Source organism: Streptomyces guryensis (assembly GCF_021261325.1).
Lineage (GTDB): Bacteria > Actinomycetota > Actinomycetes > Streptomycetales > Streptomycetaceae > Streptomyces > Streptomyces guryensis.
On record NZ_JAJSBI010000027.1, the window covers coordinates 86,429 to 101,151 of the forward strand.

Sequence of the window (14,723 nt, forward strand, 5' to 3'; positions counted from 1 at the left end):
TGGTCCTTCTGTCTATGAGGCGATGAACAGGGGTGATCGGAAAGGCAGGGAGTCCGGGGCGGAAGGCGAGGCGGGCGTGGTCAGCCGAGGGTGAGGACGAGCTTGCCCCGCACGTGCCCGGTGTCGCTGACCTGCTGGGCCGTGGCCGCCTGGTCGAGTGGGTAGGCGGTGACGGTGGTGAGAAGCTTGCCGGCCGCGGCATCCTGCGCCAGGGCGGCCAGGCGGGCGGTCGAGCGTTCCTGGGACCCCTGGGAGAAGGCGATGCCCAGCCGGCGCGCACCGAAGTCGGCGATGGTGACGATGCGGTCGGTGCCGCCCCGCAGGGCGATGGAGTCCTCCAGGGCTCCTTTCCCTGCGAGGTCGAACACCGCGTCCACGCCGGCGGGGGCCAGCGCCCGCACCCGCTCGACCAGGCCTTCGCCGTACACGGTCGCGCCGGCGCCGAGCGAGGTGAGGTAGTCCTGGTTGGAGGGGCCCGCGGTGGCGATCACGCGTGCTCCGCGGGCCGTGGCGAGCTGGACCGCAAGGGTTCCGACCGCTCCGGACGCGCCGTGCATCAGCACCGTCTCCCCGGCGCCGACGTCCAGCACGTTCAGGACCCGCTCGGCCGTCTCGCCCGCCACCGGCAGCGCGACCGCGTGCTGCCAGTCGAGGCCCGCGGGCTTGGCGGCCACGGTGGTGGCGAGCGCGTACTCGGCGTATGAGCCGGTGTCCGACCAGCCCAGCACCTCGTCGCCCACCTGCATGTTCCGCACACCCTCACCCACGGCGTCCACCACACCGGCGAGCTCGTGACCGGGAACGGAGGGGAGCGGTGTGGGGAACACGGCCTCCAGCGCCCCGGAGCGGATCTTGCCGTCCAGCGCGTTCACCCCGGCCGCCTTCACCCGGACCCGGACCTGCCCGGGGCCGGGCCGCGGAACCTCGATGTCCGCCTCCCGCAGCACTTCTGTGCCTCCGAACCGGTCGAACAGGATGGCTTTCATGACTGCTCCTCTCGTGCCACCGCCCATTTAGGTGGCTGGACACATGAATACGCTAACAGTAAACGTGTGGCTAGCCAAGTATTTGTGTGCGAGGGCTACGCGAGAGCGCCGCCCGACGTTCAGGCCATACAGGGACCGGAGGGGGAGGCCCGGAGCGGCGGGCCGGGCGGGGCGTGGTGCATGCCCGGGACTGCGGTGGAGCGCTGCCGTTCCGAGGCCCGGAACCTCGCCCAGCCGTGGAGGCCGCAGCGAAGCCGCGGTGCGGTTCGGCTCGTTGCGCGGCGCGGCCGAGGAACTCGAGGCCGTGCGGGGGTTCGACCAAGAGCGAGGGCCCGACGTGTATCGCGTGTGAAAGCCCCTGCCGGCAGCGACAGCGGGCGCACGGACGCGCCGGTATCAGTGACGGAGCCCCGTTATGCCGAACCGACGTTCGCCCTCGCCTATGTCATGGCTCGCCTCTTCGTCGGCCGTGTGTGGGATCGCCGCCGTCAAAGGGTGCAGGGCTGGCCCGCTGCCCGTTTCACCGCGGGACTCGCGCCGTGGATCGCCTCCGGGCCGCGGAACCGGTACGGCTGTGGGCCGCGGGCCTGACGATCGACCTCGCGCTCAACGTGGCAATCACGGCACGTGCGAGCCCGGGGCCTCCCGCCAGGGATGGGACGGCCGCGTGAATCCGGCGCGGCCGACAGTGCTTTGGAGCCCGCGGGGCGGCTGCCGGCCTCGGCCGGGGAACCACTCTCGTGCGCGTCGATCACGAGCATCTCACCGAGCGGCTTGGGCCGTTCGTCCTGATCGTGCTGGGCGAAGGTCTCCACCAGCTGGTCGACGCCGTCACCGAGGGTCCCTCAGGCCAGTTCACTTGCGGAGGCGACCACCACGCCGTACGCGTCGGCGACGGTCGCCAGCGCACTGCGGTGCAGTTCGTCCGCGGACACGTCCACGATCGACCGGGTGGCGCACGTGTCCGCCGGCACGGTGGGCCTGTTGCCGCGCAGGGCCGCGGACGCCGTCGTGTACGCGACGCACATGTGGGTCATGAACCCGGCGACGATGACGGTCTCGTTGCCGGCCTCGTCCACGAGCTTGCCGAGGTCCGTTCCGTGGAAGGCGTCGGGGGCGTGCTTGACGACCACGGGCTCGCCCTCGACCGGCGCCACGCCGGGGTGGATCCGGCCGATCTCCGTGCGGATGTCGTACGGCGAACCCTCCCCGTCGTCGTGCTGGACGTGGATGATGCGGGCTCCGGCCCTGCGGGCGCGGGCGAGCAGGTCCGCCGCGGCGTCCAGGGCGGGCTTCCAGCCGTCGAGCTCCATCACCCCGCGGGTGTAGGTGTTCTGATAGTCGACGAGGATCAGCGTCGAGGACGCGAGGGCCGCGGGGGCGGGGTCGGCATGGCCGAGTTCACGCAGCGTCTTGCTTGCCACAGGTCTTCTCCTGGGTTCTGCCGGGGGCTTGAGAGGGCTGTTCAACGACCTGTTGAACACACATGCGACGCTATGGCGCGAACAAGGGTGTCGGCAATGACGCACTACTTGCAGAAAACGACGCCCGCGGCTGGGCACGAAATCGGGGGTCGCAGGATGGGGACCGTGAATCGGCTGATCGTGGTCGTGCTGTTCGAAGGCGTCGACCTTCTCGACGTCACCGGCCCGCCGGAGGTGTTCTCCCTCGTCCGGCACGAGACCACGGACGGAGCGGGCTACGAGGTCGTCCTGGCCGCCGAGACCCTGGAGCCGGTGACCACGGCGGCCGGCGTGCGGATCCTGCCCGACGCCACCTTCCGCGAAGTCGGCGCACGGCCGATCGACACCCTGCTGGTGCCCGGCTCCGTGGAGTCCGTCGAGGCCGACGGTGACCAAATCGTCCGGCCCGTGGTCGAGCCCGGCACGGTGGCCCGGGTGAAGGCCCTGGCCACTCGCACCCGGCGCGTGGCCTCGGTGTGCGTCGGTGCGCACATCCTCGCCGCCGCGGGGCTCCTCGACGGCAAGCGCGCCACCACTCACTGGTCGACGGCGCAGCGGCTCGCCGAAGACCATCCGGCGGTGCGGGTCGACCCGGATCCGATCTTCATCCGCGAGGAGGGCGGGATCTGGACCGGCGCGGGGATCAGCGCCTGCCTGGACCTGTCCCTCGCTCTGGTCGCGGAGGACTTCGGGGAGCCGGTCGCGTTGCGCGTCGCCCGCGAACTCGTGATGTACCTGAAGCGGCCCGGCGGGCAGTCCCAGTTCAGCGTGCCGTTGGAGCAGGTGTCCACGACGCGGCGCATCGAGGAGCTCCGGCATCACATCCTGAACCACCTCGGCGAGCGCCTCACCGTCCCGGACCTGGCCGCGTACGCGCATGTCAGCGACCGGCAGCTCACCCGCGTCTTCAAGACCGAACTCGGTACGACACCGCACGCCTACATCGAGTCGGCCCGGGTCGAGATGGCCCGCAACCTGCTGGAGACCACCGACGACACCCTGGAACGCGTCGCCTCCGCGTGCGGGTTCGGCACCGTCGACACCCTCATCCGGGCGTTCCGCCGCCGCCTCGCCGCGACGCCGGGCGAGTACCGGGCGAGGTTCCGCGCCACCCCGGTACGGAGGACGGCAGAAACGGTGTGAGCAGCTACGGAACCACCGTCACCGGCCACCGCCCCGCCTTCACCAGCCGCACGGCGACCGAACCGACGATCCGGTGCCCGGCCTGCTCGGAGGCGCCCACCACCACCGCGTCCGCCTTCAGCTCGTCCGCCGCCTTGACCAGGCCGCTGTAGGGGTCGCCTCGGAAGGTGTGGAACTCCCAGCGGACCTCGAATATCCCCTTGAGCCGCTCGGTGGCGTCCCGGATGTAGGTCTTGAGGTCCTCGGCGATCTCGTCCGTCGTCTCGGCGACCGGCGCCCCCATCGCCGCGCCCGCGGCCATCACCGGCTGCACATACACGACGGCGAGCAGCGCGTGCTGACGCCGGGCCAGACCGCCGGCATATGCCGCAGCGCGTAGGGAGGAGTCCGAGCCGTCCACTCCGACCACGATGACCTTGGGCCCGTCGGTGCCCCGCTCGAACTGGTGCGAGTGCTGTTCCGTCACGGCTGTGAGGCTATCGGAAACCGCAGGTCCCGCCGCCATGCGGGCCCTCTCGACGGGCGAGGCGCCCGAGCCCTTCCTACAGTCGGAACCATGAGTGCCACAGTGGAGGCCTCGCCGTCCAAGGACGCCCCGGGCCCGATACGGCCGCCCGGGAACGGGCCGACGAGCAAGGTGCCCGAGGTCTTCGCGGCCTTCTTCGGCGCCCTCGGCCTGCTCTGCGGCCTGCTGGCCCTCATCCCTCCGGTGCGCGTCCTGCTGCGCCCCGTGGTCCGCTTCCTCGACCTGCTCATCGTCCCGGTCAGCGCCAACCTCGCCTACGCCGTCTTCCTCTTCCTGCTCGCCGCCGCCACGGCAGCCCGCAAGAAGATCGCCTGGTGGCTGGTGGTCGTCTACCTCGGACTGCTGGTCCTCGACGACATCCTGGGCGTGGCGCTGGGCCTGTATGTCGAGTCCGTCCCCTCCCTCGTCGTCTGCGGTCTCGCACTGAGCGTGCTGATCGTCGCCCGCAGGGAGTTCTACGCCGCCTCCCGCCGCGCCGCCGTACGCCGGGCCCTGGTGGTGCTGCTGGCCGGGGTCGTCGTCGGCATCCTCGTCGGCTGGGGCCTGGTAGCCGCCTTCCCGGGCACCCTGCCTGAAGGCCAGCGCCTGCTGTGGGCCGCCAACCGTGTCTGCGGCGGCCTGGTCTCGGGCCGTTCCTTCGACGGCCGCCCGCCCCGTGCCCTGTTCTTCCTGCTCGGCCTCTTCGGCGCGCTCGCGCTGCTCAACGCCGCTGCCGCCCTGTTCCGTTCGCAACGCCTGGAAGGCGCCCTGCACGGCGACGAGGAACCCCGCATCCGCGCCCTCCTGGGGGCCTACGGCGAGCAGGACTCCCTCGGCTACTTCGCCACCCGCCGAGACAAGGCCGTCGTCTTCTCACCCAGCGGCAAGGCCGCCGTCACCTACCGCGTCGAGGCCGGCGTCTGCCTCGCCAGCGGTGACCCCGTCGGCGACCGGGAGGCCTGGCCGCACGCCATCGCCGCCTGGCTGGACGTGGCCCGCCGGCACGCCTGGGCGCCCGCCGCAATGGGTGCCTCCGAGGACGGCGCCAAGGCATTCGCCCGCGCCGGACTCGGCGCGCTCCAGCTCGGCGACGAGGCGATCCTGCACGTGCCCGGCTTCGACCTCGACGGCCGCGACATGCGGGTCACCCGGCAGGCCGTGCACCGGGTGCGCCGCACCGGCGCCCACTGCCGCGTCCGCCGCCACGCCACCCTCACCGACGAGGAGATGGAGGAGGTGATCGACAAGGCGGACGCCTGGCGTGACACCGAGACCGAACGCGGCTTCTCCATGGCCCTGGACCGCCTCGGCGACCCGGCCGACGGCGACTGCCTCCTCGTGGAGGCCCTCAGTGCGGACGGCCGCCTGCTCGCCCTGCTCTCCTTCGTGCCCTGGGGCCGCGACGGCGTCTCCCTCGACCTGATGCGCCGTGACCGCACCGCCCCCAACGGCGTCATGGAGTTCATGGTCGCCGAACTGTGCGCGGCGGCGCCGAAGCTGGGGATCCGCAGAATCTCGTTGAACTTCGCGGTCTTCCGCTCGGCCTTCGAGGAGGGCGCCCGCATCGGAGCCGGCCCGGTGCTCCGGCTGTGGCGGCGCCTGCTGCTGTTCTTCTCCAGGTGGTGGCAGCTGGAGGCCCTCTACCGCTCCAACGCCAAGTACCGGCCGGAATGGTACCCGCGCTTCATCTGCTACGGCGACACAGGCTCCCTCGCCCGCATCGGACTTGCCTCCGGCATAGCCGAAGGTTTCGTTTCGGTACCGTCCTTGCGCAAACTCTGGGGAAAGGGGCACCCGAAGGGCGCGTCCAGGCCCGCGACCACCGAGGGCCTGCCGTCGCTGTCGGCGCTCGGCCTCGACGGAGGGGGCGAGGCCGGGCCCGGCGAACCCCATGCCGGCCTGCCCGAACAGGCCCGCATCCGGCACCGCACCCTCGACCGCCTGCGCGCCGAGGGCACCGACCCCTACCCGGTCGGCATCCCGCAGCGCACCCACGCCCTCGCCGAGGTCCGCGAGGGCGAGCAGGTCACGGTCGCCGGCCGGATCATGCGGGTGCGCGACTTCGGCGGCATCGTCTTCGTCACGCTGCGCGACTGGTCCGGCGACCACCAAGTCGCCCTCACTCGCGAGGACTCCGGCCCCGCACTCGACCGCTTCACCGCCGACACGGACATCGGCGACCACATCAGCGCCACCGGCCGGGCCGGCCGGAGCGACAAGGGTGAACCGACCGTCTTCGTCACCTCCTGGCAACTGGTCGGCAAGTGCCTGCGCCCGCTTCCCGACAAACGCCGGGGCCTGGCCGACCCCGAGGCCAAGGTCCGGATGCGCTACCTCGACCTGGTCTCCAGCCCCGACGCCCGCCAGGTCGTCCGCGCCCGCTCAACCGCCGTACAGGCCCTGCGACAGGGCCTGTTGAGCCGCGGCTACCTCGAGGTCGAGACCCCGATGCTGCAGCAGATCCACGGCGGTGCCAACGCGCGCCCCTTCACCACCCACATCAATGCCTACGACCTCGACCTGTACCTGCGTATCGCGCCCGAGCTGTATCTGAAGCGGCTGTGCGTCGGCGGCCTGGAGAAGGTCTTCGAGATGGGCCGCACCTTCCGCAACGAGGGCGTCTCCTACAAGCACAACCCCGAGTTCACGATGCTGGAGGCCTACCAGGCCTTCGCCGACTACGACGTGATGCTCGACCTCACCCGCGAACTGATCCAGGGCGCGGCCACCGCCGCCTTCGGCACGCCGATCGCCCGCAAGGACGGCAAGGAGTACGACATCTCGGGCGCATGGCCGGTCAAGACGGTCTACGGCGCGATCTCGGAGGCGCTGGGGGAGGAGGTCGACGCCGACACGGAGCTGCCGGCGCTGCACCGGCTGTGCGACCGCGCCGGCGTGCCGTACACGCCGGACGACGGCCGCGGTGACGTCGTACTCGAAATGTACGAACGCCTGGTGGAGGAGAAGACCCGACTTCCCACCTTCTACAAGGACTTCCCGACCGACGTCTCCCCGTTGACCCGCCAGCACCGCACCGACCCACGGCTGGCCGAGCGCTGGGACCTGGTAGCCTTCGGCACCGAACTCGGCACGGCCTACTCAGAGTTGACGGACCCGGTCGAACAGCGCCGTCGGCTCACCGCCCAGTCCCTGCTCGCCGCCGGGGGAGACCCCGAGGCGATGGAACTGGACGAGGACTTCCTCGACGCCCTCGAATACGCGATGCCGCCCACCGGGGGCCTGGGCATCGGCGTCGACCGGCTCGTCATGTTCCTCACCGGCCTGACCATCCGCGAGACACTGCCGTTCCCCCTGGTGCGCCACCGCTGACCACCAGGGCCGCGGTGGGAGCAGCAGCCGCAGATCGTCTCCCCAGGAGTCGAGGACCTCGCCGTGCCCCGCGGCCCGCGCGGTCCCTGCGATGTCAGCGAACAGGGCGCGCTGGGTGTGCGGATCACCGTCGGCCAGCATACGGCGCAGCACCGGCAGCAGCCGCCCGGCACGCCACCGGTCGTCGCCGAGCGGCTGCCGCTCCAGCTCCCACTGCAGGTACTTGTTGTACGGCCGTACCCGCCGGTGCAGGGCGAAGAGCACCTCCAGCGCGTACGGCACGCTCTCGGCGGCATCCAGGTGCCCCATGGCGTCGCGGCCGTCGCGATAGCTCTTCAGGGAGCGGTAGGTCTGGTTGACGTAGGCGTCCAGGTGGCCGGCCGCGGCTGTGCGCGCCTCGTCGGGGTCCAGCGTCCGCTTGCGGTCGAGGACGGCGGCGATCTCACCGTCCAGCCGGTCGAGGAGCACCCGGGCGTACACGTACGAGTACCGGCTGAAGGCCGCCGGGTCGCCGGGCAGCCCACGCCGGCGGAACTCGGCGAGCGTGATGACGACCAGGTCCAGATGGGCCGAGCGGAACCCGTCCAGCTCACTGAGCGGCGAGGCGTCGCGGTCGCGCAGCACGACGTGCAGGTCGTGGTCGGAGTGGGCGGTCGGCATTCCGTCGTGCACCTGGGAGCCGCTGAGGACCAGCCCGACGACACCGGGGTCGCCGGCGGCCCGGGCGACGAAGGCCGCCAAGGTGGCCTCGGGGGTGTCGCCGGGAACAGGGGGAAGCGCATGCATGTCGGTGATCTCTCCGAGCGGATACGTGTACGGCCGACGGCCGGTGGCCGCGGACACGTATGGGGAACGGTTCGCGTCTGCGGCATCCGGGACACCGCGCGGGAGATCACTGCACGCGCTCGACGGTAGTCGCAACGCCCGTATGGAGGAAAGCGAATTCTTACGCAACTCCGCGCCTGCCGTGGGATACCCCGTCCGTCCGGGACACGCCCGGTGGCTTGGGCCGGGCGTGTGCTTTCCTGCCGCCGCTGCGGTGTTGTTGAGAGCGCCGGTCCCGGTTCGGGCGACTGATGAGTCATGAAGAAGGATCAGTTGCTCACGAGGCGCCGGGCGTTGATCGCCGGCGCCGCCGCTCTGGGCGCAGCCGGCGCCGCCGGTGTGCTCGCGTCGGGCGGGGGCGACGAGACGGATCGGCCCGCAGCCCCCGCCCCCCTCCCAGGCCCTCAGGAGAGCCACGCGCTCGAGCCGTCCGACTATCGCCTCCAGCCCCTGGCCGGATACGGGCAGGCGCGCACGGCCCCCCGCCCGACCCGCGTGCGGCATCAGCCGTTCCTGCGCGTGCACGGACGCGGTCGCACCATGGTGCTGACCTTCGACGACGGGCCCGACCCCCGCTACACCCCGCACATCCTGGACACCCTGGCCGAGTACGACGTCCGCGCCATGTTCTTCGTGTGCGGGGAGATGGCCGTCGACAACCAGGACCTGCTGGCCAGGATGGCCGACGACGGCCACATCGTCGGCAACCACACCTGGACCCACCCCCTGCTGACCCGCCTGAAGCGGTCCGAGATCCGCTCCGAGATGAAACGCACCAGCGACGTCATCGAGAACGCCTACGGCGAGCGGCCCCTGTGGTTCCGCGCACCCTACGGCGCCTGGAACCGTGCGGCCTTCCAACTCGGCGCGGAGATGGGGATGGAGCCCCTTGCCTGGACGGTCGACACCCTCGACTGGTCCACGCCCGGCACCCGCAGCATCGTCGACCGGGTCGAGGACGGAGCCGCCCCCGGCGTCGTGGTGCTCTCGCACGACGCCGGGGGCAACCGCTCCCAGAGTGTCCGGGCGCTGCGCCGCTATCTGCCGTATCTGCTCGATTCCGGTTACCACATCACCGTGCCGAGACGGCGTCCCGCATAGCCGGATTCCGCCCGCCCGGCCGGGGCACGCTCAGCGGACCTCGACCAGGCGGGCGAAGGTGACGACGTTTCCGTCGTAACCGTGTTTCTTGGAGAAACCGCCGCCGCAGGTGATGACCCGCAATTCCGCGGCGCCCTTGGAGGCGTAGACGCGGTCGCCTGGGAAGTTGTTCTTCTCGAAGACCTCGATGCCGTAGATCTCGAACACGGCCGTCTTTCCGTCCTTGCGGGCGACCTCGACGCGATTTCCCTTCTTCAGCGCCCCGAGGTTGTAGAACACCGCGGGGCCCTGCTTGTTGTCGACGTGGCCGACCACCACCGCGGTGCCCTTCTCGCCCGGGCTGACGGAACCGGTGAACCAGCCGGCCAGGTTCGGGTCCTCGGGCGGCGGGGCGCCGACCCAGCCGTCCGCGGCCAGGCCGACCTGCAGCACCGGTGCGTCGACCCGGATCGTGGGGATCCTGACCCGGTCGGGCGGAGAGAACGGCAGCGGCTGGACGGTGGCGGAGATGCCCACGGCGGCGGGGACACGGCTGTCCGCCGCCGCCGCGGTGGCGGGCTGCGGCGGGCCGACGTCGAACTCTCCCGAACCGTTCCGAATGAGCGCGACGCCGGTCAGCAGAACAAGCGCTATCACGCCCCAGGGGGCGCGCTTCTTCCGCCGCTCCTCCTCTTCGGCCAGTTCGGCCAGTTCGGACGCAGACATTCGTTTCCCCTCTCGACGAGGCCGTCGCCGCGTCATTCGCGCCTGAGGCAACGCTAGATGGCGTGTGGGGAACCGGCGACGGGGCGGATGCGAACGGGTGGCCCACCCCCTGGTGGTGCGCCATCCGAGTTGCCGCGGACAGGAAATTTCTGACGGTCCGTGACCTGCGGAGATATCTGATTATGTGCTTAATGCTCGGCGTGTCCTCTCACCAGGACGGACCATCGCCGAAATGCGGGCGCGTCCACCGCATCTGACTGTCTTTCTGGGAGGCGCTTTCTCGCCGACATTGCCGGGGACGGGACCCGGGGCGTCTTCCGCGGAGGATCACATGAGTAGTCATCGTGCCCTGGCGGTCTCTGCCGCCGCGGTCGCCGCCCTCGGCCTCGCCGCGCCCGCGGCCGCCGCGCGGGACGGCATGAACTTCAACCCGAGCAACATCGTCGCCCTGCCCAGTGTCATCGCCCGTGGTGGGCAGTTGACCATCACCGTCGACGGCTGCCCGGGCGGAGCCACTGCGACCTCGGACGCGTTCCCGAGCACGAACCTGATGACGGTCGCAGGCAGCAACACGGCGAGGGGCACCGCAACGGTGAACAGGGACGCGAGAAACGGTACGCACCCCATCACCGTCACCTGCGGCGGCAAGTCCCTGACCAACCCCGCCGCCTTCACCGTCATCGGCGGTGTCCAGGGCGGCTTCGGAGGCGGCAGCTCCAGCGGGGCGACGCCGACCGACGTGGCCATCGGCGGCGGGCTCGTGGCCGCGGCCGTCCTCGCCGGCGGAGCGTTCTGGCTGCGCCGGAGGTCCGAGAAGCGGATCTGACCCTCCCTCTTCGGAGAGCAGACCGCACGTCCAACCCGGAAAGCGGATCGCACGTCAAGTCCGCGGAGCAGATCGCGTGTTGAGGGCCTTCGCCTCCGATCCCCCGAGGGGATCCGGGGCGAAGGCCCTTTGTCAGGCACCTTCCTCGCCGCTGCGGCGGCGCGAGAGCCGGTACGCCGCGCCGACCGAGCCCGTGATGAGGGCGAGACCCATTCCGATCTCCTTGAGGTCGAACCCGGCGATGCTGCCGCCCACACCGGCGTGCACACCCCGGTGAGGCTGGTCCGGGACCGGGACGGGGTCGACCGGCACCGGTCTCGGGTGGTGCGGTTGGCCGCCCACGATGGTCAGATCCACCGATCCACTCGCACCGTCGCAGGAGAACCTCACCCGGTACACCGCACCCGGCTTGGCATCCCGGTCGACCACCGCCGTCGCCCAGGACCGTCCCGGCGCAATGACGACCGTGTCGAAGACCACCGAATGGACTGTCGCGGGCCCCTTGCAGTCGCCGTCCCGGTTCACATGCAGCTTGACCTGGCTGCCCGCCGCGACGGTCGACGGCAGCACGCTGAAGCCGAACGGAGCGAAGTTGTGGCCGTCGTCCCTCGCGACGGCGGCGGGTGAGGTGAGGGCGAGGACGCCGATGCCCAGTAGAGCGGCCGAAGCAATGCGTATTGCGCGCACGGTGGTTCCTCCGGTCCCCGAGGAGCAGCTGCGGACCCGTTCCGCTGTGGGTGGGAATGCACCTCGACAAGCGAAACGCTAGGAACAGGTGTCCGATCCCGCGATCGCTGTAGTGCGAACGGGGCAAACATGTGGGCCACCCAGGGGACGGCGGCGGCGTGGCGCGCGTCTCCCGGGTGGCCCGTCGTGTGCAGGCCGGCCGGTCAGGCCTGGATGTGCGGGAAGAGGTTCAGGAACGGTGCCGCCGAGGCCGTGATGCCCCGGGTGTAGGGCGCGTCGAAGTCCCAGATGAGGAAGAGCAGGAACGCGATCAGGGCGGAGAACAGCCCGGCGAGGACCAGTTCGCGCGTGGTGCGCCGGATCTGCAGCGCGAAGACCATGCCGATGGTGATCACGGCCCCGGCGAGCAGCCCGAACCACACCACGCCCGGCATGGTGGCCCCCATGGAGTCCGCCCGGGCGCTGCGGGCCTGGGCCGCCGCGGTGACCTGGTCCAGGAGCGGCTGGTAGGCCTGGGCCTCGAAGTCGGACTTCGGCTGGTAGTCGGTGACGTCCTGGCGGATGCGTTCGAAGAGCTCGTCACCGCGCGGCGTGACATGCCCGTCGTCGTCCATCACCTTCCACTCGGTGTTCACGACGTGTCCGACATAGGCGTTGACATCCTCCCGAATGCGGTCACGGACATCGGTCGGATAGACCCGCACCCGCTCCGAGATCTCGTGCAGCGCGACGGCCTCCGACTGCACATGGTCCTGGGCGGCGCTGCGGCCCTCCCACACCCCGGCGATGGCCAGGCCCAGGACGATGGCGTACACCACGCCGATCCACATCGTCATGTACTCGATGACGTCCGGGGTCTCGCTGGGATCCTCGTCCAAGGGCGCGGACCGGTGCCGTACGAAGGTGACGATGACCACCACGGAGCAGGCGGCCAGCATCGCGAGGGTGAGAACAAGCCATTCCGGCAAGAGGTGCCTCCAGGAATCAGCGCGGCCGCAACGCGGCGACGGCGATCACGGCGGGAACCGTGATGAGCAGGACGAAAATGACGGGTGAAGGACCGCCGCGCGGCGACCCGTTGGGCGCAGGCGCCCGATAGTGCGGGTAGGCCACCGGGGTCACGACCGGACGGGGGGTCGGCTTCGCCGGCGGTTTCGGAGCGACCGGAGCCGGAGCGACCGGAGCCGGAGCGGGCGGAGGAGTGACGCGCGGGCGCGGTGCCGCGGGCTTCGGGGCGGGCGGGGCAGGCAGCGGTGGCTTCGGCTTCGGCGTCGGCTTCGGTGCGGGCGCAGGAGGCGGAGGCTGAGGCAGAGGTGGAGGCGGCGGCTTCGGCTCGGGCGGCGCGGGCCTGGGAGTGGGAGGGGGCTTCGGTGTCGGCGCGGGTTCGGTACACATCGGCGGAGCCGGCCAGCCGAGGTCTCCGGCGACGGCCACCGCTTGGGTACCGTCCGGTCCGGTCGAGGCGTAGGCACAGGCATCGGCCGCGGCGACGCCCGCCGGTGCCCCCACCAGGAACCAGGTCAGAGACACCACGCAGGCCAGACGCGCCCCGAAGGGGCGCGGGGCTGTGTTGATTCGCGGCTCCGCCACGGGGCGCGACGAGCCACGACGAGGCCGCATGGGAAAGACGACCGATCGCCCCCCATCCCACGGAGCGCCACGCACCAACGCCCGTACAGTGAAGGCAGTTTGAGTCGGTTCGGGTCCATACACGCCGAAGATCATGAGCCCTGGCGCGCCAGGGCGTGCCGTATCGCGCCCCGATTGGCTCGAACGGGGGACGAGCCCCGTACGGCGGTTTGATCGCTGCGCACCCGGGCGCACAAGGAAGCGCACGCATGTGCGAGATCCCGCCCCGGTGCCGCAGGTTCCGGAAAGAAATTTGTGAGGCGGTTGAACACAACCGTGGGTCCCATTCGTACCCATGCTCGTGCGGCGACGCAGCAGGGCGCTGCAACACCTTTGCGATATTGGGGAGTTGACGATGAAGACCTCCTGGCGGAGCGCCTCACTCGTGGCAAGCGCTGTGGCCGTACTGGCCCTGACGACGGCGTGCGGTCAGGAAAGCGGTACGTCATCGGTGGGCAGCCAGAACGTGGGCGCCACCGCCCCGGCGGGCGGTTACGGCAGTGTCGGCGCAGCCGGTGCCGGCGCGAGCGCCAGCCCCAGCAATGGCTACGGCGCCGACGGCCAGAACTCCGGGGCCCAGTCCTCGGCCGCGGGCAAGCTCGCCGTCACCCAAAACGCCGAGCTCGGCAAGGTGCTGACGGACGGCAACGGCATGACGCTGTACCGCTTCGACGAGGACACCGCCGAGCCGCCCAAGTCCAACTGCGAGGGCGACTGCGCCAAGGCCTGGCCGCCGGTCGCCGCGGACGACGCCACCGCCGGCGCCGGCATCGACAAGGCCCTGCTCGGCGAGGTCACCCGGGCCGACGGCACCAAGCAGCTGACCATCGGCGGCTGGCCCGCGTACCGCTTTGCGAAGGACGCCAAGGCCGGAGACGTCGCCGGTCAGGGGGTGGGCGGCAAGTGGTTCGCGCTGGCCCCCGACGGCAAGAAGGCCACCCTGGCGAGCCTGCCCGGCCTGTCCGTGCGCAAGGACCCCAAGCTCGGTGACATCGTCGTCGACAAGAACGGAATGACGGTCTACCGCTTCCTGAAGGACGTGGCCTGGCCGAAGCCGATCTCCAACTGCACCGGTTCCTGCCTGGAGAAGTGGCCGGCGGTCGGGATCGTCTCCAAGGACGACACCAAGGGCATCGAGAAGAAGGGCCTGATGGGCTTCACCCGGCCCGACGGCGTCAAGCAGATGACCGTCGACTGCTGGCCCGCGTACACGTTCTCCGGCGACACCAAGCCCGGGGACACCAACGGTCAGGGCGTGGGCGGCACCTGGTACGCCATGGCGCCCGACGGAAAGCCGGTCGGCGCGCCGAAGAAGTAGCCATCACCTCCCCAGGGTTGATTGCAACGACAGCGCGTTCGGCCCCGGTCCGCCCCCTCCGCACCGCACGGAGGGGGCGGACCCTTTGGCGTTTCACCGCCGGGGGTCGGGGGCCCGCGGCGGAGCCGCTGATGTCACAGCCCCCGAAAGGCGCAGCTTCGGGCGAATGCGGCAAGTGCCGCAGGCAGTGACCGGGAACGGACGG

At 70.9% G+C, this 14,723-nt stretch carries 11 protein-coding genes; 5 read left to right on the forward strand and 6 right to left on the reverse strand.

Annotated features, from left to right (window positions below; all coding sequences use genetic code 11):
• Window positions 1–80: 80 nt before the first annotated feature.
• Window positions 81–986, reverse strand: a complete 906-nt coding sequence (locus LJ657_RS37950; protein ID WP_232653819.1) for an NADP-dependent oxidoreductase — start codon at window positions 984–986, stop codon at window positions 81–83.
• Between the two features lie 845 nt (window positions 987–1,831).
• Window positions 1,832–2,410: an isochorismatase family protein gene (locus LJ657_RS37955; RefSeq protein ID WP_232653821.1), complete on the reverse strand. Its 579-nt coding sequence runs from the start codon at window positions 2,408–2,410 to the stop codon at window positions 1,832–1,834.
• A 156-nt stretch (window positions 2,411–2,566) separates the two neighbouring features.
• Between LJ657_RS37955 and LJ657_RS37960 the strand changes: the two genes are divergently transcribed.
• On the forward strand, window positions 2,567–3,592 hold the full coding sequence (locus LJ657_RS37960; RefSeq protein ID WP_232653823.1) for a GlxA family transcriptional regulator: 1,026 nt from the start codon (window positions 2,567–2,569) through the stop codon (window positions 3,590–3,592).
• Window positions 3,593–3,596: 4 nt separating this feature from the next.
• On the opposite strand, the gene LJ657_RS37965 is transcribed toward LJ657_RS37960, so the two are convergent.
• Window positions 3,597–4,058 (reverse strand): universal stress protein, encoded by a 462-nt coding sequence (locus LJ657_RS37965; protein ID WP_232653825.1) that lies wholly within the window; start codon window positions 4,056–4,058, stop codon window positions 3,597–3,599.
• Between the two features lie 90 nt (window positions 4,059–4,148).
• Here LJ657_RS37965 and lysX point away from each other — a divergent pair, with 90 nt between their 5' ends.
• The gene (lysX, locus tag LJ657_RS37970) at window positions 4,149–7,427 is read left to right on the forward strand and encodes a bifunctional lysylphosphatidylglycerol synthetase/lysine--tRNA ligase LysX (protein ID WP_232653827.1); all 3,279 of its coding nucleotides are present in this window, start codon (window positions 4,149–4,151) and stop codon (window positions 7,425–7,427) included.
• 1,083 nt (window positions 7,428–8,510) lie between these two features.
• Window positions 8,511–9,353 (forward strand): polysaccharide deacetylase family protein, encoded by an 843-nt coding sequence (locus LJ657_RS37980; RefSeq protein ID WP_232653829.1) that lies wholly within the window; start codon window positions 8,511–8,513, stop codon window positions 9,351–9,353.
• A 30-nt stretch (window positions 9,354–9,383) separates the two neighbouring features.
• Here the strand turns inward: LJ657_RS37980 and LJ657_RS37985 are convergent, their stop codons facing one another.
• Complete coding sequence (locus LJ657_RS37985) at window positions 9,384–10,058, reverse strand: class F sortase (protein ID WP_232653831.1); 675 nt, start codon at window positions 10,056–10,058, stop codon at window positions 9,384–9,386.
• Between the two features lie 331 nt (window positions 10,059–10,389).
• On the opposite strand from LJ657_RS37985, the gene LJ657_RS37990 reads away from it, so the two are divergent.
• The gene (locus LJ657_RS37990) at window positions 10,390–10,884 is read left to right on the forward strand and encodes a hypothetical protein (protein WP_232653833.1); all 495 of its coding nucleotides are present in this window, start codon (window positions 10,390–10,392) and stop codon (window positions 10,882–10,884) included.
• 132 nt (window positions 10,885–11,016) lie between these two features.
• Here LJ657_RS37990 and LJ657_RS37995 read toward each other — a convergent pair whose 3' ends face one another.
• The gene (locus tag LJ657_RS37995) at window positions 11,017–11,571 is read right to left on the reverse strand and encodes a hypothetical protein (RefSeq protein ID WP_232653835.1); all 555 of its coding nucleotides are present in this window, start codon (window positions 11,569–11,571) and stop codon (window positions 11,017–11,019) included.
• A gap of 203 nt (window positions 11,572–11,774) precedes the next feature.
• Complete coding sequence (locus tag LJ657_RS38000; protein WP_232653838.1) at window positions 11,775–12,539, reverse strand: bestrophin-like domain; 765 nt, start codon at window positions 12,537–12,539, stop codon at window positions 11,775–11,777.
• Window positions 12,540–13,555: 1,016 nt separating this feature from the next.
• Between LJ657_RS38000 and LJ657_RS38005 the strand changes: the two genes are divergently transcribed.
• Window positions 13,556–14,518, forward strand: coding sequence for an SCO0930 family lipoprotein (locus LJ657_RS38005; RefSeq protein ID WP_232653841.1), 963 nt, complete (start codon window positions 13,556–13,558; stop codon window positions 14,516–14,518).
• The last annotated feature ends 205 nt before the right edge of the window (window positions 14,519–14,723 follow it).